General features: G+C 64.1%; 21 protein-coding genes. 13 read left to right on the top strand and 8 right to left on the bottom strand.

The window, feature by feature from the left end; translation table 11 throughout:
• Together hsaA and AC3WTE_RS21265 are read right to left on the bottom strand one after the other, a co-directional pair.
• Window positions 1-1197, bottom strand: coding sequence for a 3-hydroxy-9,10-secoandrosta-1,3,5(10)-triene-9,17-dione monooxygenase oxygenase subunit (gene hsaA / locus AC3WTE_RS21270; protein ID WP_492440659.1), 1197 nt, complete (start codon window positions 1195-1197; stop codon window positions 1-3).
• Entirely contained in the window at window positions 1194-2387 is a 1194-nt protein-coding gene (locus tag AC3WTE_RS21265; protein WP_492440657.1) for a 3-ketosteroid-9-alpha-monooxygenase, oxygenase component, read from the bottom strand. The genes hsaA and AC3WTE_RS21265 overlap by 4 nt, the downstream gene beginning before the upstream one ends.
• A 196-nt stretch (window positions 2388-2583) precedes the next feature.
• On the opposite strand from AC3WTE_RS21265, the gene AC3WTE_RS21260 reads away from it, so the two are divergent.
• The 5 genes from AC3WTE_RS21260 (at window position 2584) to AC3WTE_RS21240 (ending at window position 9825) form a co-directional block, all read left to right on the top strand.
• Entirely contained in the window at window positions 2584-3852 is a 1269-nt protein-coding gene (locus tag AC3WTE_RS21260) for a cytochrome P450 (RefSeq protein WP_492440723.1), read from the top strand.
• 127 nt (window positions 3853-3979) lie between these two features.
• The gene (gene glnA, locus AC3WTE_RS21255) at window positions 3980-5323 is read left to right on the top strand and encodes a type I glutamate--ammonia ligase (protein WP_459369318.1); all 1344 of its coding nucleotides are present in this window, start codon (window positions 3980-3982) and stop codon (window positions 5321-5323) included.
• 28 nt (window positions 5324-5351) lie between these two features.
• Complete coding sequence (locus tag AC3WTE_RS21250) at window positions 5352-8318, top strand: bifunctional [glutamine synthetase] adenylyltransferase/[glutamine synthetase]-adenylyl-L-tyrosine phosphorylase (protein ID WP_492440655.1); 2967 nt, start codon at window positions 5352-5354, stop codon at window positions 8316-8318.
• Window positions 8319-8323: 5 nt separating this feature from the next.
• Window positions 8324-8968 carry a PaaI family thioesterase gene (locus tag AC3WTE_RS21245; RefSeq protein ID WP_492440653.1) on the top strand — a complete coding sequence of 215 codons (645 nt, stop codon included), beginning with the start codon at window positions 8324-8326 and terminating at the stop codon, window positions 8966-8968.
• Window positions 8965-9825: a TIGR03619 family F420-dependent LLM class oxidoreductase gene (locus AC3WTE_RS21240; protein ID WP_492440651.1), complete on the top strand. Its 861-nt coding sequence runs from the start codon at window positions 8965-8967 to the stop codon at window positions 9823-9825. The genes AC3WTE_RS21245 and AC3WTE_RS21240 overlap by 4 nt, the downstream gene beginning before the upstream one ends.
• On the opposite strand, the gene AC3WTE_RS21235 is transcribed toward AC3WTE_RS21240, so the two are convergent.
• Window positions 9826-10242, bottom strand: a complete 417-nt coding sequence (locus tag AC3WTE_RS21235; RefSeq protein WP_492440649.1) for a DoxX family protein — start codon at window positions 10240-10242, stop codon at window positions 9826-9828.
• Between the two features lie 528 nt (window positions 10243-10770).
• Window positions 10771-11697: a trypsin-like peptidase domain-containing protein gene (locus AC3WTE_RS21230; protein ID WP_492440647.1), complete on the bottom strand. Its 927-nt coding sequence runs from the start codon at window positions 11695-11697 to the stop codon at window positions 10771-10773.
• A gap of 506 nt (window positions 11698-12203) precedes the next feature.
• Here AC3WTE_RS21230 and AC3WTE_RS21225 point away from each other — a divergent pair.
• From AC3WTE_RS21225 to AC3WTE_RS21195, 7 genes are all read left to right on the top strand, one after another.
• A complete protein-coding gene (locus AC3WTE_RS21225; RefSeq protein WP_492440645.1) occupies window positions 12204-13661 on the top strand; it encodes a type I restriction-modification system subunit M in 1458 nt (485 codons plus the stop codon).
• Window positions 13658-14839, top strand: a complete 1182-nt coding sequence (locus AC3WTE_RS21220; RefSeq protein ID WP_492440643.1) for a restriction endonuclease subunit S — start codon at window positions 13658-13660, stop codon at window positions 14837-14839. The genes AC3WTE_RS21225 and AC3WTE_RS21220 overlap by 4 nt, the downstream gene beginning before the upstream one ends.
• Window positions 14839-15750 (top strand): restriction endonuclease, encoded by a 912-nt coding sequence (locus AC3WTE_RS21215; protein ID WP_492440641.1) that lies wholly within the window; start codon window positions 14839-14841, stop codon window positions 15748-15750. Before AC3WTE_RS21220 ends, AC3WTE_RS21215 begins: the two co-directional genes overlap by 1 nt.
• Window positions 15751-15774: 24 nt before the next feature.
• Entirely contained in the window at window positions 15775-19185 is a 3411-nt protein-coding gene (locus AC3WTE_RS21210) for a DEAD/DEAH box helicase family protein (RefSeq protein ID WP_492440639.1), read from the top strand.
• 508 nt (window positions 19186-19693) lie between these two features.
• The gene (locus tag AC3WTE_RS21205; RefSeq protein WP_492440721.1) at window positions 19694-20848 is read left to right on the top strand and encodes a restriction endonuclease; all 1155 of its coding nucleotides are present in this window, start codon (window positions 19694-19696) and stop codon (window positions 20846-20848) included.
• Between the two features lie 61 nt (window positions 20849-20909).
• Entirely contained in the window at window positions 20910-21146 is a 237-nt protein-coding gene (locus AC3WTE_RS21200; RefSeq protein WP_492440637.1) for a hypothetical protein, read from the top strand.
• 21 nt (window positions 21147-21167) lie between these two features.
• The gene (locus AC3WTE_RS21195; RefSeq protein ID WP_492440635.1) at window positions 21168-21506 is read left to right on the top strand and encodes a tyrosine-type recombinase/integrase; all 339 of its coding nucleotides are present in this window, start codon (window positions 21168-21170) and stop codon (window positions 21504-21506) included.
• A gap of 5 nt (window positions 21507-21511) precedes the next feature.
• On the opposite strand, the gene glnA (AC3WTE_RS21190) is transcribed toward AC3WTE_RS21195, so the two are convergent.
• Window positions 21512-22948 carry a type I glutamate--ammonia ligase gene (gene glnA, locus AC3WTE_RS21190; RefSeq protein WP_492440633.1) on the bottom strand — a complete coding sequence of 479 codons (1437 nt, stop codon included), beginning with the start codon at window positions 22946-22948 and terminating at the stop codon, window positions 21512-21514.
• Between the two features lie 168 nt (window positions 22949-23116).
• Here glnA (AC3WTE_RS21190) and AC3WTE_RS21185 point away from each other — a divergent pair, with 168 nt between their 5' ends.
• Window positions 23117-23608: an RDD family protein gene (locus AC3WTE_RS21185; RefSeq protein WP_492440631.1), complete on the top strand. Its 492-nt coding sequence runs from the start codon at window positions 23117-23119 to the stop codon at window positions 23606-23608.
• Between the two features lie 54 nt (window positions 23609-23662).
• Here AC3WTE_RS21185 and AC3WTE_RS21180 read toward each other — a convergent pair whose 3' ends face one another.
• The 3 genes from AC3WTE_RS21180 to lipB are packed head-to-tail and all read right to left on the bottom strand — an operon-like array spanning window position 23663 to window position 26052.
• Window positions 23663-24421 (bottom strand): DUF4191 domain-containing protein, encoded by a 759-nt coding sequence (locus AC3WTE_RS21180; protein WP_492440629.1) that lies wholly within the window; start codon window positions 24419-24421, stop codon window positions 23663-23665.
• A gap of 15 nt (window positions 24422-24436) precedes the next feature.
• Complete coding sequence (gene lipA, locus AC3WTE_RS21175) at window positions 24437-25369, bottom strand: lipoyl synthase (RefSeq protein WP_492440627.1); 933 nt, start codon at window positions 25367-25369, stop codon at window positions 24437-24439.
• Entirely contained in the window at window positions 25366-26052 is a 687-nt protein-coding gene (gene lipB / locus AC3WTE_RS21170) for a lipoyl(octanoyl) transferase LipB (protein ID WP_492440625.1), read from the bottom strand. The genes lipA and lipB overlap by 4 nt, the downstream gene beginning before the upstream one ends.
• Window positions 26053-26058 lie beyond the last annotated feature (6 nt).

The following is a 26058-nucleotide window of genomic DNA, read 5'->3' as shown; positions in this document are numbered from 1 at the left end:
TCAGACCATGGTGTCAGCTGGGGGAAGGTTGAATTCGTTGTTGCCGAAGATCAGGTAGGCGCGCTCGGGTTCGTTGGCGGCATGCACGCGACCGGCGTGGGCGTCACGCCAGAACCGCTGCAGCGGAGCATCATTCGACAATGCGCTGGCACCTGCCGCCTCGAAGAGCCGGTCGATCGACGCGATGGCGCGGCCGGTGGCACGCACCTGGTCGCGACGGGCCCGGGCCCTCAGTGCATACGGAATCTCCCTGCCCGCCAGCAACAGCGCATATTCGTCGGCGACGTTGCCGCTCAGCTGACGCCAGGCGGCGTCGATGTCGCTGGCGGCCTCGGCGATGCGGACCTTGGCGAATGGGTCGTCCTTGGTCTTCTCTCCGGCGAACGCCGCGCGCACCCGGTTGCCCTGCCGCTCGACGTGTGCGTCGTACGCGCCGTAGGCCATGCCGACGATCGGTGTCGAGATGGTGCTGGGATGGATTGTGCCCCAGGGCATCTTGTACACCGGGGCGGTGTTGGTCGCATAGCCGCCGGCGGTACCGTCGTTCATCGCCTGATAGGACAGGAAGCGGTGGCTGGGCACGAACACGTCCTTGACCGCGAGGGTATTGCTGCCGGTGCCGCGCAGGCCGACAACGTGCCAGTCATCGACGATGCGGTAGTCGGAGCGCGGAACCAGGAAGCTGCCGAAGTCGACCGGACGGCCATCTTTGAGCACCGGACCGCCGACGAACGCCCACGTGGCATGCGCGGAGCCGGACGACCATTTCCACTCGCCCGACACCAGATAACCCCCGTCGACGACCGTTGCCGCACCCATCGGGGCGTAGGAGGAGGAGATCCGGACCGAGCTGTCTTCGCCCCAGACATCCTCTTGGGCCTGCTGATCGAACAGCGCCAGGTGCCAGTTGTGCACGCCGAGCACGCCCGCCACCCAACCGGTCGAGCCGCACGCGGAGGCCAGCCGGCGCACCGCCTCGAAGTAGGCGACCGGGTCGCACTGCAGGCCGCCCCACTGCTCGGGCTGCAGCAGCGTGAAGAACCCGATGTCTTCGAGTGCCGTCAACGATTCGGCGGGGATCGCGCGGATGTCCTCGGTGAGTTGGGCGCGCTCGCGCAACAGCGGTAACACCGTGTCCACGCCCGCCAGAACGGTTTCGGTGTCACGAACTACCTGGGCTTGCTGAAGAGCGGTCACTGAATTGCCTTCCCGACGCTGGGCTGATTGAGACCGAGGTCGGCGGCGACCGGGGTCGGTGTTTCTTGTTGCCGGAGGTTCTCCGCAACTTCATTGCGCCAATATTCGTTGGCCGCAGTGGTATCGACTTCGTATTCGAAGCGGTCGGTCATGTCGGAGGTGACGTCGGCGGCATCGACATAGAACTGCTCGTACCACCGGCGCAGCTGATAGACCGGGCCGTCCTCCTCGACCAGCAGCGGATTCTCGATACGGGTCTTGTTCTTCCAGATCTCCACGTCCTGGAGAAACCCCTTGCTGACTCCGTCGGTGAATGCGTGCAGCAGCATTCCGGTCGCCTCATCGGTCAGACCTTGCGGCCGGCGCACCATGATGCCCCATTGCAGGACAAAGGAATCCGCGGTGACCGGATAGTGGCAGTTGACCAGAATCGCTTCCACGGCGTATCCGCTGTAGCTGTTGTGCAACCGGTTGATCATGAACGACGGTCCGAAGTAGGACGCCTCGGAATCGAGGATCTGTTCGCCCGCGTAGTGCGATCCACCCAGGTTGACGTCGGGCCTACCGATCGTCCGTAGGTACTGGGATGCGACCTGACCTTCGAACACGTTCTTGAAGTAGGTCGGGAACCCGAAATGGACGTAGTAGAAGTGCGCCATATCGACGATGTTGTCGATGATTTCCCGGCAGTTGGAGCCGATGAGCTCAGTGCGCCAGGACCACCCCGTCCAGCCCTCGTCGTGAAACTCCGGAATGTCCGGGATGTCCAGATGGGGCGACGGCGTAGCGCCCTCGGGGTCGTGCCAGACGAAGAGGAGCCCGGCACGAACAGTTGACAGCCACCTGCGGGTACGTGCGAGCCGGGGCGGACGTTTGGCATAGGGCACCTGTGCGCACCGGCCGTTGCCGGCCCACCTCCAGTCGTGGAACGGACACGCGACGGCATCGCCCTTGACCTCACCTTGAGACAGGTCGCCGCCGAGATGGCGGCAGTACGCGTCGAGCACGTGCACATCGCCGTGACTATCGGCGAAGACCACGAGCTTCGTTCCGAAAGCACTGACCGAATGCGGCTTGCCGTCCGCGAACTCCGACAGCAGTCCCAGGCAGTGCCAGCCGCGCGCAAACCGCGTCGGGGGCGTCCCGACATCGATCTCACGCACTCCGGCGTCAGTCGAATTGCTCGTCAATTCCGTCACCTCCAGGCACTTTGCGGCTCACTAGAACGCGTTCCTTTAATTAACGAGTCGTCACAGTAAGTGCTGGCAGATGACTTGAACTAGGGACTAATGGCTCTATTTGTGGCCCTCGTGCTCGGCCAAAGTGAGGTCGATAAAGGTGAGTCTCATAAGTGCCCGTGCTCGAGAAGACGAGGAGCGTTTCGCCATGGCCTGCCCGAATCTGCCCAAAGGCTTCGATCCCCTCGACGCCGACCTGAACGTGGCGGGCCTGCCCGTCGCCGAACTTGCGGAGTTGCGCAGGACCGAACCCGTGCACTGGGTCGACGTGCCCGGCGGAACCGGTGGATTCGGCGACCAGGGCTACTGGCTGGTCACCCGGCACGAGGACGTCAAGCAAGTCTCGCTGCGCAGCGACGTCTTCTCCAGCTCGATGAACGGCGCGATCCCGGTCTGGCCGCAGGGCATGACCCGCGACGTGGCGGTCGACCTACAGCGAGTGGTCATGCTGAACAAGGACGACCCGGAACACGCGCGCCTGCGCAAGATCATTTCGCGTGGTTTCACCCCGCGCGCGCTCGCGCGGCTCGAGGACGAGCTGAACGCCCGGGCCCAGCAGATCGTCAAGGCCGCAGCGGCCGGCGGCACCGGTGACTTCGTCGAGCAGGTCGCCTGCGAACTACCCCTGCAGGCCATTGCCGAGCTACTCGGCGTACCCCAGGACGACCGCGACAAGATCTTCCGCTGGTCCAACGAGATGACCGCCGGCGACGATCCCGAGTACGCCGGCATCGACCCGGCGGCGTCCTCCCTCGAACTCGTGTCCTACGCCATGAAGATGGCCGAGAAGCGGCGTGAGAACCCGACGGAGGACATCGTCACCAAACTGATCGAGGCCGACATCGACGGCGAGAAGCTCTCCGATGACGAGTTCGGCTTCTTCGTCATCATGCTGGCGGTGGCCGGCAACGAGACCAGCCGCAACTCGATCACTCACGGCATGATTGCGTTCTCGCAGCACCCCGATCAGTGGGAGCTGTTCAAGCGGACTCGGCCGAAGACTGCCGTGGACGAGGTCATCCGCTGGGCCACACCGGTTTCCGCGTTCCAGCGCACCGCCCGGGTGGACACCGAGCTCGCGGGCGTCAAGATCAAGGCGGGTGACCGAGTGGTGATGTCCTACCGTTCGGCCAACTTCGACGAAACGGTCTTCGAGGACCCCTACACCTTCAACATCCTTCGTGACCCGAACCCGCATGTCGGATTCGGCGGGACCGGCGCCCATTACTGCATCGGCGCCAACCTGGCGCGCATGACGATCTACCTGATGTTCAATGCGATCGCCGACCACATGCCTGATCTCACACCGATCGGGCCGCCCGAACGGCTGAAGTCGGGATGGCTCAACGGCATCAAGCACTGGCAGGTTGACTATGGCGGCAAGGGTGTCGCCGAGAGGAACGGCCACAGCGGTTAGGGGGGACCCTCCAGGGGCCGACCCGAAGGACGTCATCCCCGGGAACTTCCCAGGATCACAGTCGATCCATCCCGAACAGAGTCCACTTGGTAACACAGATTTAACAGCTGCTGCCTACGCTGCGGACATGGATCGGCAGAAGGAATTCGTGCTGCGCACGCTGGAAGAACGCGACATTCGCTTTGTCCGGCTGTGGTTCACCGATGTGCTCGGATACCTCAAGTCCGTGGCGATCGCGCCGGCCGAGCTGGAAGGCGCCTTCGAAGAGGGCATCGGCTTCGACGGTTCCGCGATCGAGGGCTTCGCCCGCGTCTCGGAAGCCGACATGGTGGCCCGCCCCGATCCGTCCACCTTCCAGGTACTGCCGTGGACCACGAAGAGCGCCGGCAAGCACTACTCGGCCCGCATGTTCTGCGACATCACCATGCCGGACGGTTCGCCGTCCTGGGCCGACTCACGGCACGTGCTGCGTCGCCAGCTGGCCAAGGCCAGCGATCTGGGCTTCTCCTGCTACGTACACCCGGAGATCGAGTTCTTCCTGCTCGAGCCCGGACCGAACGACGGCTCGGTGCCGGTACCGGCCGACAACAGCGGCTACTTCGACCAGGCTGTGCACGACTCGGCGCCGAACTTCCGCCGGCACGCCATCGAGGCGCTCGAGTCGATGGGCATCTCGGTGGAGTTCAGCCACCATGAGGGCGCACCCGGCCAGCAGGAGATTGACCTGCGCTACGCCGACGCCCTGTCGATGGCCGACAACGTCATGACCTTCCGCTACCTGGTCAAGGAAGTGGCGATCAACGAAGGCGTGCGGGCCACTTTCATGCCCAAGCCGTTCAGCCAGTACCCCGGCTCGGCAATGCACACCCACATGAGCCTGTTCGAAGGCGACACCAACGCCTTCCACAGTGCCGACGACCCGCTGCAGCTCTCGGACGTCGCCAAGTCGTTCATCGCCGGCATCCTGACGCACGCCAGCGAGATCAGCGCCGTCACCAACCAGTGGGTGAACTCCTACAAGCGGCTGGTGCACGGCGGTGAGGCGCCGACCGCCGCCTCGTGGGGGGCGGCCAACCGCTCCGCTCTGGTCCGGGTCCCGATGTACACGCCGCGCAAGGCGTCGTCGCGCCGTATCGAGGTCCGCAGCCCCGACTCGGCGTGCAACCCGTACCTGGCCTTCGCGGTGCTGCTTGCCGCCGGCCTGCGCGGCATCGAGAAGGGCTACGAACTCGGGCCGCAGGCCGAGGACAACGTCTGGAACCTGACGCCCGAGGAACGCATCGCGATGGGCTACAAGGAGCTGCCGTCGAGCCTGGGTGTGGCGCTCGGCGAGATGGAGAAGTCCGAACTCGTGGCCGAGGCCTTGGGAGAGCACGTGTTCGACTACTTCCTGCGCAACAAGCGCACCGAGTGGGAGACCTACCGCAGCCACGTGACACCGTTCGAGCTCAAGGAATACCTCTCGCTGTAACCGCCTGGTGGTGCGCTAACGTCGGGTGATGCCCAACCCCGCGACGCAGCGCCCCACGCAGCCCAGCGTCGGCCGGCTCGGGTTGGTGGCCCCGACGGCCCGGGCGGATCTGGACCGGCTCGGCTGGAACACCGACGCGCACGTCCCGTTGTTGTGGTCGCTGTCGCGCGCTCCTGACGCCGACAGCGCGCTGCGCGCCATGGTGCGGATCGCCGATGCCCTGGAAGGCGACTGGGCGGAGCTCAGTGACCTGCTGGTAACCGATACCTCGTTGCGTGGCCGGCTCTTCGCCGTGCTGGGGTCGTCGCTGGCCCTGGGTGATCACCTGGTGGCACACCCGGTCTCGTGGCGTCTGCTGAAGGGCGACGTCACGTTGCCGTCGCGGGCCGAGCTGCTCGACGACTTCGACCGGCTGGCGGCGGAATTGTGCAGTACGGCCGGTACCGCCTCTGTTTCTCACGTGCTGCAGACCTACTACCGCGACCGCATCCTAGTGCTGGCGGCACTGGATGTGGCGCCGACGGTCGAAAACGAACCGGTGCTGCCGTTCGTCGCCGTGGGGGAGCACCTGTCCGATCTGGCCGACGCCGCACTCGGAGCTGCGCTCGTGGTCGCGACCCGGACGGTGTGCGGCGACGATCCCGGACCGCGACTCGCGGTCATCGCGATGGGTAAATGCGGTGCGCGCGAACTGAATTACGTCAGTGACGTCGACATCATCTTCGTTGCCGAGGCGGCTGATTCCGTCTCTACCCGGGTCGCCGGCGAGATGATGCGGTTCGCGGGCGAAACGTTCTTCGAGGTGGACGCGGCACTGCGGCCCGAAGGCAAGGCCGGTCAGCTGGTCCGCACCCTGGAGTCGCACGTCGCCTACTACCAGCGCTGGGCCAAAACCTGGGAGTTCCAGGCACTGTTGAAGGCTCGGGCCGCGGTGGGCGACCCCGGGCTGGGCGAGCAGTACATCGCCGCGCTGATGCCGATGGTCTGGACCGCTTGTGACCGTGAGGATTTCGTGCCCGACGTGCAGGCCATGCGGCGCCGCGTGGAGGAGCTGGTGCCCGCCGGGGTGAAGTCCCGGGAATTGAAGCTCGGCAAGGGCGGACTGCGGGACGTCGAGTTCGCCGTGCAGTTGCTGCAGCTGGTCCACGGCCGCAACGACGACTCGCTGCACGTGGCCTCGACGGTCGACGCGTTGGCGGCACTCGGATTCCACGGCTACATCGGCCGCGACGACGCGGCGAATCTCACTGCGTCCTACGAGTTTCTGCGGCTGCTCGAGCATCGGCTGCAGCTGCAGCGGCTCAAACGCACGCACTTGCTGCCCGAGGACGGCGACGACGAAACGTGGCGCTGGCTCGCGCGCGCGGCGCATATCCGGCCGGACGGCCAGCATGACGCACTGGGGGTCCTGCGCGAGGACCTGAGGCGGCAGAACACGCGGGTGTCCCGCCTGCACGCCAAGCTCTTCTACCAGCCGTTGCTGGAAGCGGGGTCCCATTTCGGCCCGAGGCTGACCGCCGCCGCGGCCGAAAGGCAGTTGGCCGCATTGGGTTACGAAGGCCCGCAGAGTGCGCTGACCCACCTGGCGGCCCTGACCAGTGCCAGCGGCCGCCGCGGCACCGTACAGCAGGTGCTGTTGCCGACGCTGCTGGACTGGCTGTCGGACACCCCCGACCCGGATGCCGGTCTGCTGGCATACCGGCGGATCAGTGAGGAACTGACCGACCAGCGCTGGTTCCTGTCCACACTGCGGGACGAGAGCGCCGTCGCCAAGCGATTGATGCGGGTACTCGGGACCTCGGCCTACGTGCCGGATCTGCTGATGCGCGCGCCGGAAGTCATCCAGCAGTACGCCGATGGTCCGCAAGGGCCGAAATTGCTTGAGGTGGAACCGGATGCGGTGTTCCGCGCGCTGGTCGCCTCGGCCGGCCGGCAAGCCGACCCGGCCCGGGCCATCGCCGCGGCGCGGACCCTGCGGCGGCGGGAACTGGCGCGGGTCGCCTCGGCCGACCTGCTGGGCCTGCTGCCTGTGATCGACGTCTGCAAGGCCCTGACCTCGGTGTGGGTTGCGGTGCTGCAGGCCGCGCTGGAAGTGGTGATCCGGGCCAACTCGCAGACCAATGGTCCGTTGGCGCGCATCGCCGTCATCGGGATGGGCCGGCTCGGCGGCGGGGAGCTGGGCTACGGGTCGGACGCGGACGTGATGTTCGTATGCGAACCCGTCGAGGGCGCCGCAGTGGACGAGTCGGCGGCCGTGCGCTGGGCAATCGGGGTGGCCGAGCAGGTACGGACGTTGTTGGGCCAGCCCAGTAGCGATCCACCGCTCGAGGTCGACGCCGGGCTGCGTCCCGAAGGCCGAAATGGCTCGCTGGTAAGGACTTTGGCGTCGTACGAGCAGTACTACGCCCAGTGGGCGCAGCCGTGGGAGATTCAGGCTCTGCTGAGAGCCCATCGCGTGGCCGGGGATCTGGAACTCGGTGAGCGTTTCCTGTTGATGATCGACCGCACCCGGTACCCGGCCGATGGCGTGTCGGCGGACACGGTACGCGAAATCCGGCGGATCAAGGCCCGTGTCGATGCCGAACGGCTGCCCCGCGGCGCCGACCCGAACACCCACACCAAGCTGGGCCGCGGTGGCCTGGCCGATGTCGAGTGGACCGTGCAGCTGCTCCAATTGCGTTATGCGCACCAGGTTCCCACGCTGCACAACACCTCGACTCTGGAGGCACTGGATGCCGTCGAAGCGGCTCAGCTGATCGAGGGCGACGAAGCGGACATCCTGCGACAGGCCTGGCTGACGGCCACGAGGGCGCGCAACGCGCTGGTGCTGGTGCGCGGCAAACCCACCGATCAGCTGCCTGGGCCGGGCCGGCAGCTCAATGCCGTGGCCTCGGCCGCGGGCTGGCCGGACGGCGACGGCGGCGCCTTCCTGGACAACTATCTGCGCGTGACCCGTCGCGCCAAAACCGTGGTGCGCAAGGTGTTTGGGGAGTAGGCGACATGACAGAGGCAATTGGTAACTCCTCCTTCGACATGATCACCGACGAGGAGTACCAGCGCCAGTGCGCCGTGTACGAACCGTTCACCGATGCGGTCCGCCGGCTGATCGAGGCCGGGATCCGGACCGGCGTCGACGCGACGGCCCTCGCCGATGCCCAGGCCGAGATCGAAGCGATCGTCGACAAACTTCTCGCGGTGGAAAAGCCGGTGCCCTCGATAGTGCGGCTCGCCGACACCGGTCGTCCGCTGTCGTATGCGAATCCCACTGTGGGGCTGCGCAACGCCATCGCCCCTCCTATGGGGGTCACCCACCACGACGGCCCGGACGGCCGCTGCTGGGCGGAGTTCGACCTGGGGCTGCCCTATGAAGGCCCGCCCGGCCTCGTGCACGGCGGAATCTGTGCCCTGGTACTGGACCAGCTGCTCGGCGAGATCGCGAGCGCCCGACTGACCAAGCCGCATTTCACCGGCACCATCACCGTGCGTTATCTGCGCGGCACCCCGCTGGGGCGGGTTCGGGCCGAGGCCTGGGTGGACCGGACGGACGGCGTCAAGACCTTTGCGCGCGGGACGCTTTCCGATGCCGAGGGCGTCACCGTCGAAGCCGACGGCATCTTCATCCGGCCGTCCTGGGCGCGCGAGTGAAGTTCTACGTCAGCCTGGCCTTTCTGGATATCAGCGAGCTGACCGAGATCGCGCGGGCCGCAGACGAACTCGGCTACGACGGCATCGCGATCCCGGACCACGTGGTGAACCTGGAGACGCTGAGCACGCCGTACCCCTACACGTCCGACGGGCAGCGCCGCTGGCAGCCATTCATCCATTGGCCCGACCCGTGGGTGTTGGTCGGCGCGCTCGCACAGGCGACCAGCCGGGTGAAATTCGTGACCACGGTGTACATCCCCGGTATGCGCGACCCGTTCTCGGTGGCGAAATCGGTCGGGACGGCGGCCTGCCTGTCCGGTGGCCGGGTGGAGTTCGGCGTCGGCGTGGGATGGTGCGCCGACGAATTCGCTTTGATGGGGCAGGCTTTCGAGCGTCGCGGCAAGCGCACCGATGAGATGCTGGAGTTGATCCGGCAGCTGTGGCAGCCGGGGTGGACGTCGTTCGACGGGGAGTTCTACCAGGTGCCGCGGCTCGAGATGGAGCCAACGCCGCCACCAGTGCCCGTCTACGTCGGAGGTCTCAGCGAGATCGCCCTGCGCCGGGCCGCGCGCAACGACGGCTGGATCGGCGACCTGATCACCACCGACCAGGCCATCGCCGCCGCGACGCGGGTGCGCGAGCTGCGTGTCGAAAACGGTTTACCGCTGGAGGGTTTCGAGATCCTGACGCCGCTGGCCGACGCCTATCTGCCGGCGCATTTCGAGCGCGCCGCACAGGCCGGCATCACCGGCAACATCACGATGCCGTGGCTGTTCTACAGCGGTCCGCAGGCCCCGCTGGCCGAGAAGATCAACGGCCTCAAGCGCTTTCGCGTGGACCTGGGACTCGACCGCTAGCTAGCGTTTGCGCAGCGCATCGAGCGAGAGCGCCCCACCGCCGGTGAACACCAGCAGGAACAGCGCAAAGCAGTAGAGGACCGCGGGCTCGCCGCCGTTGGCGATGGGCAGCAGGCCGTGCGGCTGATGCTCCATGAAGTACGCGAAAGCCATTTCGCCGGAACCGATGAAGGCGGCGATGCGGGTGGCCAGACCGGTGAAGATCAGGATGCCGACGATCAGTTCGATGGCACCGGCGTACCACCCCGGGAAACTGCCGAAGGCCGGCGACGCCATACCGGGCGCGGTGTCGACGGGCCACTTGAACAGCGTGGTGACGCCATGCAGCGCGAACAGGAAGCCGAGCACTATCCGGAAGACGGACAGGACGAGGGGGGCGACAGTGTCGAGTCGGGATTCGATGTCCAGCTGAGCCATGGCTCGATCCTAGGGGGCGTCGAGCCATGGCACCGATGTGCGTCAGGCGTTTCGGCGCATCGTGTCCGGCGGCCGCCGGTCACGGTGACGCTGCGTCCCGTCGAGGGCCGCGCCGCGCTCGAGCACGGCCACAACGCGTTCCTGGATTCCATGGGTCGGCTGCTGTAACGGCTGCCTGCTTGAAAGGCCGGCGAGCAGCGGGTGGTGCACCCAAGCGAAAACCCTCTAAACCGTGAGGTTTAGAGGGTTTTCACGTCTGCTCGGGCTAGGACTCAGCAGTCGTAGTAGAGCGAGAACTGTTAGCAGGCGGTTTGCCACGCTTAGCTGCGTTGGTTGCGCGCAAACTAGCTGGTCAGCGACGTTGGCTGTGGCGGTTCGCGAAAGCTGTTTTGGTTCTGCTGCGGACGGGTTGCGGACTGCCTACCCGAACACACGAGGGCTTCGCTTGTGGATACCGCCGCATTTGACGTTGAGGCCCGGCTGAGGGAAACGTCGCGATGACTTCAGTCGAGCGCTAGCTGCCGCGCCTTAGACGGTTCCAGCAGTCCCATTGCGGCAGATGTTCTCGACCTCGGCGATTGGCCACACGTAGCCAAGATCGGACTCGTCGCTGGTTCTGCCCGAGTAGACACCGACGATCTGCGACTGTGGCCGCGCAGTTATCCCGAGGCTGTTTCCGACGGTAGCGACCACCGTCCCTTCGGGAATATGCCGGATCACGACCGAGCCGGACTGGCCAGTTCGTGTCCGCGCGTCAACGAGGACCAGAGGTAGCTGCTTTTCATCAACCATGACACCGAAGTGCGTGTCAGAAGCGATGGTGCCGCGAATCCATAATGGGAACAATGGCCCGGTCGAAAGCGCATACGGGTATCCGACCACAAAAACATCGTGCGCCGGAGCAAGGTTCGACCACTTCGTTGCCCGAGGATCGGTTTCTGGAGTCGGGTAGCGCCACGGGTATATCAGGTCATCGTTATCGAAGGTGATAGCCAGTACCGCGACGTCGACGTCACCACCGTGGACGGGGTGCTGCTTCCAGACAGGTGCCCAATCTTCACCGATGAGCGGGATGAGGAACTCGCGTCCACGAAAGGCCGTAGCCGCTGCGCGCACATCGCTGTCGACTGGATGAAGCGGCCACCCTTCCGCAGGCGGCTTGGTCAGCAACATGATCTGCAAATGAGTTGGGCTGACTTCGTACTCGCCGAGGTAGACGTTGGTTTGCCAATGCCGACCGGTGACGTTGTGCCGTGCAGTGACGAGGTAGGTCTGGCTGTCAGTCTCGTATACGAATGCACTTCCATGTGCGAGCAGCCGGAAGTCTCTATCGTCAGCTTTCGCGTCCGGCCCCGAAGGGCTGAAAAGCAGGCGCACCTGGAATGATCCCGCGTATTCGGTATGGAGTTGGATTTGCCGCTTCGGGGCCGAGACGCTCGGCGGAGTGTCGGTCATGTGCCGGGGAGCCGGACGACTCGGCTTCCGACGGGAACCTGGACGACCACCGGTCGCACCGCTGGCCGCCCCACTTCGGGAGCTAGGAGCACCAATGGCCGACCACCGACAATCTGCTCCTGTCGCACCGACGCGACGTGGAGACGACGGCGACCACCGCCTTCGTGAGGAACGAGCACGACGTCTCCGCCGACTACTTCCTCGGCAAGGATCGGCACCCCGCCGTCACTGCGCGTGCTTATCACTTTCCAGACCTCCGATCTGCGCGGCGTCTGCGCCGCCCCCACCACGCAAACGTAGCGAAAGCCTCCGACAGTCCGTCATTCGTCCGAGTGAGTTGTCGCTCGGCTCGGCGACGCAGTCAAGGCATGGCGCTTAAGTAGACGCGGCTCGGCACAGACCCCTAGGGCTCCTGTCGAACTCGCCGCTCACCTCGGCCAGATGTCGGAGCTCGACTGTATACAGTTCCGTTCAGTTCCACACCAGTCGGATAGGGGTGTCCAACCGTGATTACGGGCGAAATGAAGAGCAAGGTCGACCGCGTGTGGGATGCGTTCTGGTCGGGCGGCATATCCAACCCGATCGAGGTCATCGAGCAGATCACCTACCTGCTGTTCATCCGCCGCCTCGACGACCTCAACACTTTGGCCGAGCGCAAGGCGCGGGTCACGGGCAAGCGCGATGGCATCCTGTTTGGCCCCGATCAGCAGGCCCTGCGATGGAAGAACCTCAAGGACGACGAGCCCGGCGTCATGTTCGACACTATCCGCGACGACGCATTCCCGTTCCTCCGCGATCTCGGAGGCGATGGGTCGACCTACTCCGAACACATGAAAGACGCCCGATTCACCATCCCGAACCCGGCCTTGTTGTCTCGCGTCGTCGACATGCTCGATGACATCCCGATGGAGGACCGCGACACCAACGGCGACCTCTACGAGTACCTGTTGTCGAAGATCGCCAGCGCTGGGGTCAACGGTCAGTTCCGCACGCCGAGGCACATTATCGCCACGATGGTCGAGATGATGGACCCGCAGCCAACTGACGAAATCTGCGACCCCGCCTGCGGCACGGCAGGATTCCTGGTCGCTGCCGCCCACCATGTGCGTGAGCAGCATCCGTCGGTGCTTACTGACGCAGCGCAGCGTAAGCACTTTCACGCGAGCATGTTCCACGGCTACGACTTCGACTCCACCATGCTGCGCATCGGCAGCATGAACATGCTTATGCACGGCATCGAATCCCCGGACATCCGCTACCGCGATTCCCTTTCCGAAGGTGCCAGCGAGGATGCCGAGAAGTACACACTGATCCTCGCAAACCCACCGTTCGCCGGGTCCCTGGACTATGAGTCCACCTCCAAGGACCTGCAGCGGGTGGTCAAGACCAAGAAGACCGAGTTGCTGTTCCTGGCTCTGTTCCTGAAGTTGCTCAAGCCCGGTGGCCGGGCAGCGGTGATTGTCCCAGACGGCGTGCTGTTTGGATCCTCAAAGGCGCACAAGGAACTTCGTCGCATCCTCGTCGAAGACCAAAAACTCGACGGCGTCGTGAAGCTCCCTTCCGGAGTATTCAAGCCCTACGCCGGAGTATCGACGGCCATCCTGTTGTTCACCAAGACAAACTCTGGTGGCACCGATCACGTGTGGTTCTACGACGTCCAGGCCGACGGGTATTCGTTGGACGATAAACGCAATCCGATCGGAGCCAACGACCTACCAGATGCATTGAAGCGCTGGGCCTTACGCACAACATCAGAGCGTGATCGGGCACGCACCGAGCAGTCATTCTGTGTTCCCAAGGCCGATATTGTCACCCACGGTTACGACCTGTCACTGAACCGGTACAAGGAGATTGTTCACGACGACGTCGAGCGCCGCCCGCCCCTGGAGATTATCGCCGCGATCGAGAAGCTGGAAGGCGAAATCGCAAGCGGGCTAACAGAGTTGAAGGCGATGTTGTCGTGAGCGGGCCGACCGTCGCACTCGGCGAAGTTGCCGAGGTCAAACTCGGGAGGCAGCGTTCGCCGCAGAACCATGTCGGTCCGTCGATGCGGAAGTATCTGCGCGCAGCCAATGTTGGTTGGGCTGGCCTGCTCCTCGACGATGTGAAGCAGATGAACTTCTCAGACTCCGAGATGGAGACGTTTCGTCTCGAACCTGGCGACCTTCTGCTCAACGAGGCCTCGGGCTCGCCTGGTGAGGTTGGCAAGCCAGCGTTGTGGAACGGTGAGATCGACGACTGCGCTTTCCAGAACACTTTGTTGCGAGTGCGCGCCACTGACGAGGTTGACTCCCGATACTTGCTGCACTTCTTCAGCCATCAAGCCGCCACGGGTGCATTCGCGCGCGGATCCAGAGGCGTGGGAATCCACCACCTCGGCCGAGAAGCCCTGTCCAAATGGTCAATTCCCCTCCCGCCGCTTGCTGAGCAGCGCCGCATCGCCGCGATCCTCGACCACGCCGACGCCCTCCGTGCCAAACACCGAAAAGTCTTGGCCCAGCTCACTGACCTCTCGTCGTCGATCTTCTATGACATGTTTGGCGACCCCGACACCGCAATAAGCGAGGGTCGGGTTGTGAAATTCCGGGACATTGCTGACCTCCGGGGCGGGCGCAATCTCGTCGCGGACGACGAAGAAAGCGCGTCTCCATTCCGTGTTCTCAAGATCAGCGCCGTTACCTCGGGCCAATTCAAGGTGAGCGAGACGAAGCCACTCCCACTCAATTACCAACCGCCGATTGACCACATTGTCAGAGAAGGTGACCTTCTAATTAGCCGCGCGAACACGTCCGAACTTGTCGGTGCAGTTGCGCTCGTCGGTCCTGTCCCATCGAATCTCGCGCTGCCCGACAAGATCTGGCGATTCGTTTGGCGAGACGACGAGACCGTGCCCGAATACTACTGGGCACTTTTCCGCACTCCATCCGTCAGGCGTCGCATCAGCAAGCTTGCCAGTGGAACCGGCGGGTCCATGAAGAACATCTCGAAAGCCAAACTAGAGCTACTCGACCTTCCGGACGTGGCACCAGTGAGGCAACGGGCATTTGCGCGCCGGTTGGCAGCTGTGCCCAGACCCAGCCAAGTCGAATTTGACGAACTGATCGCTTCCCTCCAGGCCCGCGCATTCTCGGGGGGTCTGTGATGCCGATTCCGACGTGGGACGCGTTTATGGCTCCTGTGTTGCGAGTGATGACCGATGGCGCAGTGCGAAAACGGCGTGAGCTGTACACGATGGTGGCCGATGCCGAATTGTTGGGTGACGAAGATCGCGCTGAGACTCTGCAGTCGGGGCAGTTGAAGTTCGAGAACAGGATCGGTTGGGCAACTTCATATCTCAACCGAGTGGGCGCTCTGGATCGTCCAGCGCGGGGCCAGTACGCGATCACGGAAGTGGGCCGCAAACTCCTGGACGACCACCCGAACGGCTTCACCGAAAGAGACCTTCGCGTGCTTGCCGGTGATCCCGGCATCCCGCACACCTGGTCTGCGCTGAAGGCGATGGAGCAGACGGGGGACACCACCGATACCCCCGACGCTGAGCTGGACCCGACGGAACAGGTCGAACAGGGCATCGCGCGGATACATGCCGACGTCGCAGCTGATCTGCTGTCGCGGATGCACGGCAAGGAGGCGTCCTTCTTTGAAGACGCGGTCGTCAAGTTGTTGGTGGCGATGGGTTACGGCGGCGCTGAGGGGCAGGCGACGGTGACTCGGCAGTCCGGGGACGGCGGCATCGACGGGATCATCGACCAGGACACGTTGGGCATCAACCGGCTTTACGTACAGGCCAAGCGGTACGCGTCAGACGCTACGGTACATCGCCCGGAGCTGCAGGCATTCGTCGGTGCGCTAAGCGGCAAAGCTGGCGGCGGTGTGTTCATCACCACCGGTCGGTTCAGCAAGGGTGCGCGTGAGTACGCCGACGGCGTGCCGATCCGCATCATCCTCATCGACGGCCAACGCCTGACCAGCCTGATGATCCGCTTCGGCGTCGGGGTCCAGGTCAAGCGGACCGTGAGCATCGTCGAGGTCGACGAGGACTTCTTCGAATGACACCGATCTAAAGGAGGGGGAAGGGTGGGCAACTTCGATTTTCTGAAAGCCGTTGTCTGGCAGGAGAGTTACGCCGACTGCGCCAGGGCCGAGAGCTACGCAACCAGCGACTCGCGCTCGGCTTGCTTCTATAGTCGTCGGGCTGCTGAGCAGCTTGTCGACTATCTGTACGACGTCCTGGATCTGCCTGTCCCGTACAAGACGGATCTGGCCGCGAAGATCAACGACACCAAGTTCCAGTCGAAGGTCGGGCTCGGGATTGTCAATAAGCTCAACCTGATTCGCAAGTTGGGCAATTTCGCTGTCCACGACACCAGGCAGATCCCACCACGCGCCGCCATCGACGCACTCAAAGAGCTGCATCACGTGATGTTGTGGGCTGCCTTCCGGTACTCCACCAATCCGAAGGCCGTGCCAATGAAGGCGGCCTTCGACACGACGCTGGCCGCCAAGGCCGCTCCGCTCAGCCGCGAGGAGATCGCCAAGCTCGCGGACAAGTTCCGGCAGCAGGATGAGGCGCACGCCAAAGCGCTAGCTGAGAAGGAGGAGGTGGCGGCCGCCCAGGCTGCCGAGATCGCAGCGCTGCGTGAACAGATCAAGACAGCACAGGCCGCCAACGCCGCCACCGATGACCGCGACTACTCAGAGGCCGAGACCCGCGACCGCTACATCGATGTCCTGCTGGCGGAGGCGGGCTGGCCGCTCACCGAGGCCAGGGACCGAGAGTTTCAGGTCACCGGCATGCCACCCGACGGCGGCATCGGCTATGTGGACTACGTCTTCTGGGGCGCAGACGGTCTGCCGCTGGCGGTGGTGGAAGCCAAGCGCACCACGGTGAATCCACATCAGGGGCAGCAGCAGGCCAAGCTGTATGCCGAGTGCCTGCAGAAGCTGGCGGGTCGTCGTCCAGTGATCTTCTACACGAACGGCTATGAGCATTGGCTGTGGGATGACGCGGCGGGCTATCCACCTCGACAGGTGCAGGGGTTTTTCACCGCTGACGAGTTGGAGTTGATGATCGCCCGGCGCGAGAGCCGTAAGCTGCTGGCCGATGCGCTTATCGATCCAGCAATCGTCGAGCGGCACTACCAGATTCGCGCGATCCGGCGGATCGGCGAGGAATTCACCGGCAAGAAGCGCGAAGCGCTGTTGGTGATGGCCACCGGTTCGGGCAAGACCCGCACGGTGATCGCGTTGGTGAAGCAGTTGATGGAGGCGGGGTGGGTGAAGCGGGTGCTGTTTTTGGCTGACCGCACCGCCCTGGTCGCCCAAGCCGCCAACGCGTTCAAGGCACATCTTCCCAACGCCACCACGGTCAATCTGGTCACCGAAAAGGTCACCGACGGCCGGGTGTACGTCAGCACGTATCCCACGATCCTGAACCTAATCAACACCACAGATGGTGGTCTACGGCCTTTTGGCCCAGGCTATTTCGACCTGGTGGTGATTGATGAGGCGCACCGCTCGGTGTACCAGAAGTACCGGGCCATCTTCGAGTGGTTCGACTCGCTGCTGGTCGGATTGACGGCTACCCCGAAAGACGAGGTGGACCACAATACCTACCGGTTATTCCACCTCGAAGACGGTGTTCCCACCGACGCCTACGACCTGAATGACGCAGTCACCGAAGGATTTCTAGTTCCGGCCGTGGGGGTTTCGGTCGGCACGAAATTCTTACACGAAGGCATCCGCTACGCCGATCTGTCCGAAGACGAGAAGGACACATGGGACACCTTGGACTGGGGCGAGGACGTCGACACCCCCGAGGCCGTGTCCCCTGAAGAGGTCAACCGGTTCCTGTTCAACGCCGACACCGTCGACAAGGTGCTCGCCGAGTTGATGACTCAGGGACACAAGGTCGCCGGAGGCGATCGTCTGGGCAAGACGATCATCTTCGCCAAGAACCGGGACCATGCTCAGTTCATCGCGCAGCGCTTCGACGCGCAATACCCACAGTACGGTGGGCAATTCGCGCGGGTGATCACCGCCGACATGAGCTATGCGCAAAGTCTGATCGACGATTTCTCCACCCCAGATAAAGCCCCACACATCGCGATCTCGGTCGACATGCTCGACACCGGCATCGACGTCCCTGAAGTTGTCAACCTGGTCTTCTTCAAACTCGTGCGGTCCAAAAGCAAGTTCTGGCAGATGATCGGACGCGGAACGCGCCTTTGCCCGGATCTATTCGGGCCCGGCCAGGACAAGCAGAATTTCTACGTCTTCGACTTCTGCGACAACCTCGCCTTCTTCAGCCAGGACCTGCCTGGATCCCAAGGCTCACTGCAGAAGTCACTGAACCAACGAATCTTTGAGGCCCGTCTTGGCCTGGTCACAGCTATCGACGCTGCGGCACCCGGCCCTAACCCACCGGAAGGCCACGGCACCCAAACTGAGCGCGGGCTGCGAGTCGACACCGCCTGGTCCCTGCACAAGGTGGTCATCGGCATGAACCTCGACAACGTCCTGGTCCGCCCGCACCGCCGCCTCATCGAGACCCACGCCCAGTGGGCCGCCTGGTCGACTCTGACCACCGATGCCGCCGCCGAGATCGCCGCCAACCTCGCTGGACTGCCGTCGTCCGAGGTCGACAACGATGAGGCCGCAAAGAGATTCGATCTGCTGATCCTGCGCCGCCAACTTGCCCAACTCGACGGGGATGTGGTCGCCGCTGAGCGGATTCGAGAGAAGGTGCAGACCATCGCCTCCGCCTTGCTGACCAAGACCGCGATCCCGGCGGTGAAAGCCCAGGACGTCCTGCTCGATGAGATCAGCAGCGACCCCTGGTGGGTTGACGTCACTCTGCCGATGCTGGAGCTGGCCCGGCTACGTTTGCGTACCCTCGTGCAATTCCTCGACACCGTCGAGAAAGTCACTGTCTACACCGATTTCGAAGACGAACTGACCAGCTCCACGCTGGTCGACCTGCCAGGTATCACGCCGGGGACCAATTGGGAGCGCTTCCGCGCCAAGGCAACCGCATACCTCAAACGACATGAAGACCACATCAGCCTGCAGCGTCTGCGCCGCAACAAGCCCCTCACACCTGAGGATCTGACGGTACTGGAGCTCATGCTCGTCGATAGCGGCATAGGCGAAGCCGCCGATATCGACCAGGCCAAAGAAAGATCTCACGGCCTCGGCCTCTTCGTCCGTTCCCTCGTCGGCCTAGACCACGAAGCCGCCATTGACGCTTTCAGCACCTACCTCGACGGCACCAAATTCACCGCCGACCAAATTCAGTTCATCAACCTCATCGTCACCGAACTCACCGCCAACGGCATAGTCGAACCGGCAAGACTCTACGAATCGCCCTACATCGACCACGCGCGGACCGGACCCGAGCAGGTGTTCCCTGAAGCCGACGTCGACAACATCGTGCAGATTCTCAACACAGTGAAGGCAAACGCAGCACCGACCGACGGCGCAGCATAAACGGTAAGCCTCGGTCAAGCTGGGTAGCCCGCACGGTCTCAACCGGTGCGCAACGTCCACCGTCGATACGCGACAACTTTTGAGACTGCCGAGCTGCGACGACGCGGCTGACATCGGGGTCCGCTGGCTCGTCTCGGAACTAAAGATTTGAGACGCGGATAACGTGCGGGCGCGGAGCACGGTAGCGGTGCTTACACGAGGGGCTTCAACAACCAGCCTGCTCCAGTTCGTCAAACAGCTGGCCGAGCGCCGTAGCCGACTGTACGAATGTCGCATTCGCCGAGGCCCCCGTCTGGATAATTGCAAGGTGATAGCGCCGGGCGAGGAACAACTACCGGACACTGACCACAGGGCTGGTCGAACTTGGCAAGGGCCTAGGTGATCAAGCAGTTCGCCGAAGTGGGTCACGATACCAATCCGTGGTCGGCTCATTCGAAACTGACCTACTATCACCTCTCGTGAGCGGTCTGCGCAAATGCGCGGGGACGGGAATGTAGCCGTGTTTGAGATGGCCGTCGTAGGGCACATTTTTCGTGCGATTTCCGCGCATTTTTGGCTGATAGTCGCGGCTGTATTGATCTTGATCGTGTGCCGTGTGGCAGCAAGCGCCGCAGCAGCCTCGCGGGAACGCGAGCGGCTACGCCGCCTCTCGCAATCCCCGTTCCCCGTGATCGACCTGATGAACGGACTGGAATTTGAGGAGTATGTGGCGACCCGGTTTCGTGACGCTGGTTTCCCGGTCAACACGACGCCCATGAGCGGCGACTTCGGTGTCGACCTGATCGTCTCCGGCAACGGGCACCGCGTGGCGGTCCAATGCAAACGGCTCAGTCGCCCGGTGGGTGTCGCCGCTGTGCAGCAGGTGGTTGCTGGAGCCCGGCATTACGGTTGCAATACGGCGATGGTCATCAGCAACCAGGAGTTCACCCCTGCGGCGCGGGAGCTTGCGCACACTCACGAATGCAGCCTGGTCGGTCGCGGCGCGCTTGCCGCGTGGGACGCGGTGAGCGCGGTGCGGGACGAACTCACCTACGCCACTGGCCAACCACTGCGCGACCCAGGTCCAATCCCCGGTCAGCCTGCAATATCTGCAAACTACATCCTCTTCCAGGCTGAAGCCCAAGCTATGGAAACGTTGAAGCGCGCGAAAGCCGCTAACCCATCGGGGGGCGTAGACGACATCATCGTCCAGGCTGAAGCTCTGGCCATGACAGCATTGAAGCGGGCGAAATCCCACCTGGACCAGTTCAGCCCTGAAAGCGCGATCAACCAGGGCGACAAAGCGAACATGCTGATCGAAATGCCAAGCGAATTAGACCAAGCGGCAGCCGCTCTGGAGGAGATCGCCAAGATGATGCGCCTTGTCATAGACGAAGCGGGAGTGGCATATGAGCCGCCCAAACGACTCCTTCGCATCCAGGACCTTGCGGACTTAGAGAACGCCAGCGAGTCGATGCGGATCATTGACTTCATCGTCCAGGCCGGGGCAAATGCCAATGTAGCGGCGCGGCGGGCGAAGGCCCACGTGGATCAGTTCATCGCCGGCAAAACCGAACTGGCCGACATGCCAAAGGAATTAGACCAAGCAGCAGAGACCCTATACGAGATCGCCTTCGTGCTGCGTCTCATCCTGAACCAGGCTGGAGTGCCATATGAGCAGTGACGGCGCGCCGAGCCTGACTATTCATCCCACAATTCCAAAGATTTGAGACCAACGAGCCGCGGTGACCGATGGTCTGCTTGGCCGTAACCCGTGCTCCCGCAAGACATCCCCACCGATCGGTAAGCAGAAGCCCTACGTGGCTACCACGGCACAGGTGTGGGCGTTGCACGTTGCCATGCCCGAGCGTCTGCGGGTCGCTGAGGCCGCCGCGCTTCGCGTCTCGGATATTGACTTCATCAGGGGAGTGGTGACTCTGCTCAGCAGTGGCCAGGGGAGGACTTGGTCACCGATGGAGTAGGTGGGAAAGGCTGGGCCGTGGGTGATCGAACGAGCCGTGCGGGACGCCAAGGCTGAACTCGCTGCGCGCAAGGCAGTGGCGCTGCTTGAGAAGTTCAGCTTCCACGATTTGCGGCACTATCTGGCGTCCCTGTTGATCGCCTCGGGTGCCGATATCAAGACGGTGCAGGCCCGTCTGCGTCACTCATCAGCACGCACCACGCTGGACGCTTACGGGCACTTGTGGCCACACGCAGACGAGTCCACCCGGACGGCAATCGGTGTGGTGATCGCCGAGCGGATGGACTCGGGTAAAGCTACTGCGGACGATGTGCGGACGGTGCGACCCTCTGACCCGCTGGAGTGCAGGTCAGAGGGTTAGCCGAATCAGCAGTCGTAGTAGAGCGAGAACTCGTACGGGTGAGGACGGATCTGGACCGGCAAGATCTCGTTCTCCCGCTTGTACGAGATCCAGGTCTCGATCAGGTCCTCGGTGAACACGCCGCCCTCGGTGAGGTAGTCGTGATCCTGCTCGAGGCGGTCGATGACGGCAGCCAGCGAGGTCGGGGCCTGCGGGATGTTGGCGGCCTCGTCCGGCGGCAGCTCGTAGAGGTCCTTGTCGACCGGAGCCAGCGGCTCGATCTTCTTCTTGATGCCGTCGATACCGGCCATGAGCATCGCCGAGAAGGCCAGGTACGGGTTACCCGAGCTGTCCGGGCAACGGAACTCGAGGCGCTTGGCCTTCGGGTTGTTGCCGGTGATCGGGATACGCACACACGCCGAGCGGTTGCGCTGGCTGTACACCAGGTTGATCGGGGCCTCGTAGCCGGGCACCAGACGCTTGTAGGAGTTCACCGTCGGGTTGGTGAAGGCCAGCAGCGACGGGGCGTGGTGCAGGATGCCGCCGATGTAGTGGCGCGCCATGTCGGACAGGCCCGCGTAGCCGGACTCGTCGTGGAACAGCGGCTTGCCGTCCTTCCACAGCGACTGGTGGGCGTGCATGCCCGAGCCGTTGTCGCCGAACAGCGGCTTCGGCATGAAGGTGACGGTCTTGCCGTTCGTCCACGCGGTGTTCTTGATGATGTACTTGAACAGCAGCACATCGTCGGCCGCGGCCAGCAGCGTGTCGAACTTGTAGTTGATCTCGGCCTGGCCGGCGGTGCCGACCTCGTGGTGGCCGCGCTCCAGCGTGAAGCCGGAGTTGATCAGGTTGGTCGACATCTCGTCGCGCAGGTCGACGTAGTGGTCGTACGGCGCGACGGGGAAGTAGCCACCCTTGGGGCGGACCTTGTAGCCGCGGTTGGGGGAGCCGTCGGCCTCGAAGGGCTCGCCGCTGTTCCACCAGCCCGACTCGGAGTCGACCTCGTAGAAGGTGCCGTTCATCTTGGAGTCGAACGCCACCGAGTCGAAGATGTAGAACTCGGCCTCGGCACCGAAGTAGCAGGTGTCGGCAATGCCGGTGCTGGCCAGGTAGTTCTCGGCCTTGCGCGCGACGTTACGCGGGTCGCGGGAGTAGGCCTCACGCGTGAACGGGTCGTGCACGAAGAAGTTCATGTTCAGCGTCTTGGCGGCGCGGAACGGGTCGATGCGCGCGGTGTTGGCATCCGGCAGCAGCATCATGTCGGACTCGTGAATCGACTGGAAGCCGCGCACCGACGAACCGTCGAACGCCAGGCCGTCTTCGAAAACGCTCTCGTCGAAAGCCGAAGCCGGGATCGAGAAGTGCTGGACAACACCAGGCAGATCGCAGAAACGAATGTCGACATACTCGACGTTCTCGTCCTTGATCAGCTTGAAAATGTCGTCAGACGTCTTTTCTGCCACGTAAGTGATCTCCTTTACTGGTGTTACCCGCGGTCGAACCTAGGGACACGATGTTGCACGCCAATCAACCGTATGTTTCGCGGACGTTACGCGATCGGCGGTTTGTGAACCGCAGACCCGCCCACCGCGCCGTTCGGTTGCACGAGCGTGCACGCCTATCCTGACACTATGTCCGGCGCCGATGGATTTCGGCTCGGTTCGTGGCTTTCCGGGCCCGAATCCGAGCGCCCCGTTGATGACTCCACATACCCCGGTAAGGCCCTGGGTCTGCCGGAAACAGGGCCGGGTTCGCTCGCGCGGTTCGGCCGCCGGTTCTCGGCGCTGTTGGTGGATTGGCTGATCTGCTACGGCCTCGGCACCCTGAGTGTGGTGTTCGGCGGGGTCAGCGAATACGAGTATCAATACGTCTGGCATGGCACGCCCGCGGTGATCGCCTGGGTCGTCGTCGGCACGGTGTCGGTGCGGCTCTTCGGCTTTACGCCCGGCCAGTACGCCCTTGGGCTGCGCGTCGTATCGGTGGGACGGAGCCCATACGTCGGACTCGGGCGCGCCTTCGTTCGCATGCTGCTGGTGCTGCTGGCAGTACCCGCGCTCCTGACCGACGCCGACGGCCGCGGCCTGCAGGACCGGCTGACCAACACCGCCGTCCTGCGCCGCTGATCTGAGCGATTTGTGCACGAAAAGGTGCGCTGGCCGAACCTTTTCGGGCACTAATCACTCCTTGCGGCGAGCGGTGCGCTGCATGCCCTTCATCTTGGCGCCGGCAGGCAACGGGCCCTTGGGCAGGCCGCCCGGGCCCAGCTTGGATCCGAGCGCCGCGAGGCGCGACTCCAGCGAGTCCATCTGCTTGGCGGTGATGTTGGCGGGCAGCTTGGCCAGGTGCCGCTCCAGCTTGGCCAGCGGCACCTGGTCTTCTTCGTTGCCGACCACGATGGTGTAGATCGGCACTTCACCGACCAGTCGCGCGGTGCGCTTCTTCTCCTGCGCCAGAAGCGGTTTCAGGCGCTGCGGCGAACCCTCGCCGACGAAGATCACACCCGGCCGGCCGATTACGCGGTGCACGGCATCGAAGCTGCCGGTGGCGGCGACGCCCTGCGTGACGCGCCACTGGCCGCGCATGTTGTCCAGCGCCCAGGCCGCGGCGCCGGTCTGGCCGTCAGCCTTGCTGTAGACCGACTTCTGCGCCCGCCGGCCGAAGATGATGAACGCGACCAGTGCACCGAGCACGACACCCAGGATGGGCAGCGTCACCCACGTGAAGATGCTGTCCGAGTACACCGCCATGCCGACGGCCAGCGCCAGAATCAGCACGAATGCGCCGATCATGTACGGCAGCAGCCGCTTGTCCTCTTTGCGCTGAATCTGGAATGCCTGCCAGAGCTGGGCGCGGCGCTGCTTCGAGGCAGCCTTGCGGGCAGCCTTCGCCTCGGCCTTCGCAGCCTTCACAGCGGCAGGATTGGTGGTCTTCGCCATGCCACCAGGATAGATTCAGGAAACCGGTGGCCGTAACCGGGCAGCTTGGGCGTACAGCTTTCCGGCCCGGTAGGACGAGCGGACCAGCGGTCCGGCCAGCACACCGGCGAAGCCGAGGCCCTCTGCGAACTGCTGATGCTCGACGAATTCCTCGGGCCGCACCCAGCGCTCCACCGGGTGGTGCCGCGGCGACGGGCGCAGGTACTGGGTGATGGTGACGATGTCGCAGCCGGCGTCGTACAGGTCCTGCAGGGCAATGCGGATTTCCTCGGGCGTCTCGCCCATGCCGAGGATCAGGTTGCTCTTGGTGACCAGGCCGTAGTCGCGGGCGGCGGTGATGACGCCGAGGCTGCGCTCATAGCGGAACGCCGGGCGGATGCGCTTGAAGATGCGCGGCACGGTTTCGACGTTGTGCGCGAACACTTCTGGACGCGAGTCGAAGACCTCTTCGAGCAGTGCGGGCACGCCGTTGAAATCGGGGGCCAGCAGCTCGACGCCGGTGTTCGGGTTGAGCGCGTGGATCTGGCGGACGGTCTCGGCGTAGAGCCAGGCGCCGCCGTCGGGCAGGTCGTCGCGGGCCACCCCGGTGATCGTGGAGTAGCGCAGGCCCATGGTCTGCACGCTCTCGGCGACCCGGCGGGGTTCGTCACGGTCGAGGTCGGCGGGCTTGCCGGTGTCGATCTGGCAGAAGTCGCAGCGGCGGGTGCACTGCTCGCCGCCGATCAGGAACGTGGCCTCGCGGTCTTCCCAGCATTCGTAGATGTTGGGGCAGCCGGCCTCTTCGCAGACGGTGTGCAGGCCCTCGCGCTTGACCAGGCTCTTGAGGTCCTTGTACTCCGGGCCCATCTTGAGCTTGGTCTTGATCCACGGCGGCTTGCGCTCGATCGGTGTCTCCGCGTTACGGACCTCCAGGCGGAGCAGCTTGCGGTTACCGGGATCGACACTCATGGTGTCGATGTTAGTGCCGTGTAGGGGGCGCCGACGGCCGCCCCGAGTGCCGAACACACCGCCGCGGCCACCCGGTCGATGACGTCCTCGGGCGTGATGTCGCGGCCGAGTTCCTTCGTCAGCGACGTGACGCCGGCATCGGCGATGCCGCACGGGACGATGCCGCCGAACGCGCCCAGGTCGCAGTTGCAGTTCAGGGAGAAGCCGTGCAGCGTGGTGCCGCGCGCGACGCGGATGCCGATGGCGGCGATCTTGCGCTCGGGCCGCAGCCCGTCGGCGGCGAGCCACACACCGGAGCGACCATCCACGCGGATGGTCTCCAGGCCGAGTTCGGCGCACACCGACATCAACGCATCCTCAAGCAGCCGAACGAATTTCACCACGTCGAGCGGCTGCGCCAGGCCGATGATCGGGTAGCCGACCAGCTGCCCCGGGCCGTGCCAGGTGATCTTGCCGCCGCGGTCGGTGTCGATGACGGGGGTGCCGTCGGTCGGGCGCTCGTGCGGTTCGGTGCGACGGCCGGCGGTGTAGACGGGCAGGTGCTCGAGCAGCAGCAGGGTGTCATTGCCGCGCTCGTCGGCGCGGGCGGTGGCGAGATCACGCTGGAGCTGCCAGGCATCGTTGTAGTCGACGATGCCCAGGCGGCGTACCTCGATCGGGCCGCCGGCAGATCGGATGGTCACCGAACT

The organism is Mycobacterium sp. FW102-FHT13B02 (assembly GCF_058790275.1).
Note: the sequence above shows the minus strand (reverse complement) of the source record. Positions and strands in the feature narration are given on the sequence as shown.

Coding starts and splice junctions, on each gene's coding strand:
- AC3WTE_RS21205 (WP_492440721.1), top strand. CDS start 19,694: ATGGCCGTCGTAGGGCACATTTTTCGTGCGATTTCCGCGCATTTTTGG.
- lipA (WP_492440627.1), bottom strand. CDS start 25,369: ATGAGTGTCGATCCCGGTAACCGCAAGCTGCTCCGCCTGGAGGTCCGT.
- AC3WTE_RS21185 (WP_492440631.1), top strand. CDS start 23,117: ATGTCCGGCGCCGATGGATTTCGGCTCGGTTCGTGGCTTTCCGGGCCC.
- AC3WTE_RS21215 (WP_492440641.1), top strand. CDS start 14,839: ATGCCGATTCCGACGTGGGACGCGTTTATGGCTCCTGTGTTGCGAGTG.
- AC3WTE_RS21245 (WP_492440653.1), top strand. CDS start 8,324: ATGACAGAGGCAATTGGTAACTCCTCCTTCGACATGATCACCGACGAG.
- glnA (WP_459369318.1), top strand. CDS start 3,980: ATGGATCGGCAGAAGGAATTCGTGCTGCGCACGCTGGAAGAACGCGAC.
- AC3WTE_RS21250 (WP_492440655.1), top strand. CDS start 5,352: ATGCCCAACCCCGCGACGCAGCGCCCCACGCAGCCCAGCGTCGGCCGG.
- AC3WTE_RS21260 (WP_492440723.1), top strand. CDS start 2,584: ATGGCCTGCCCGAATCTGCCCAAAGGCTTCGATCCCCTCGACGCCGAC.
- AC3WTE_RS21235 (WP_492440649.1), bottom strand. CDS start 10,242: ATGGCTCAGCTGGACATCGAATCCCGACTCGACACTGTCGCCCCCCTC.
- AC3WTE_RS21230 (WP_492440647.1), bottom strand. CDS start 11,697: ATGACCGACACTCCGCCGAGCGTCTCGGCCCCGAAGCGGCAAATCCAA.
- AC3WTE_RS21180 (WP_492440629.1), bottom strand. CDS start 24,421: ATGGCGAAGACCACCAATCCTGCCGCTGTGAAGGCTGCGAAGGCCGAG.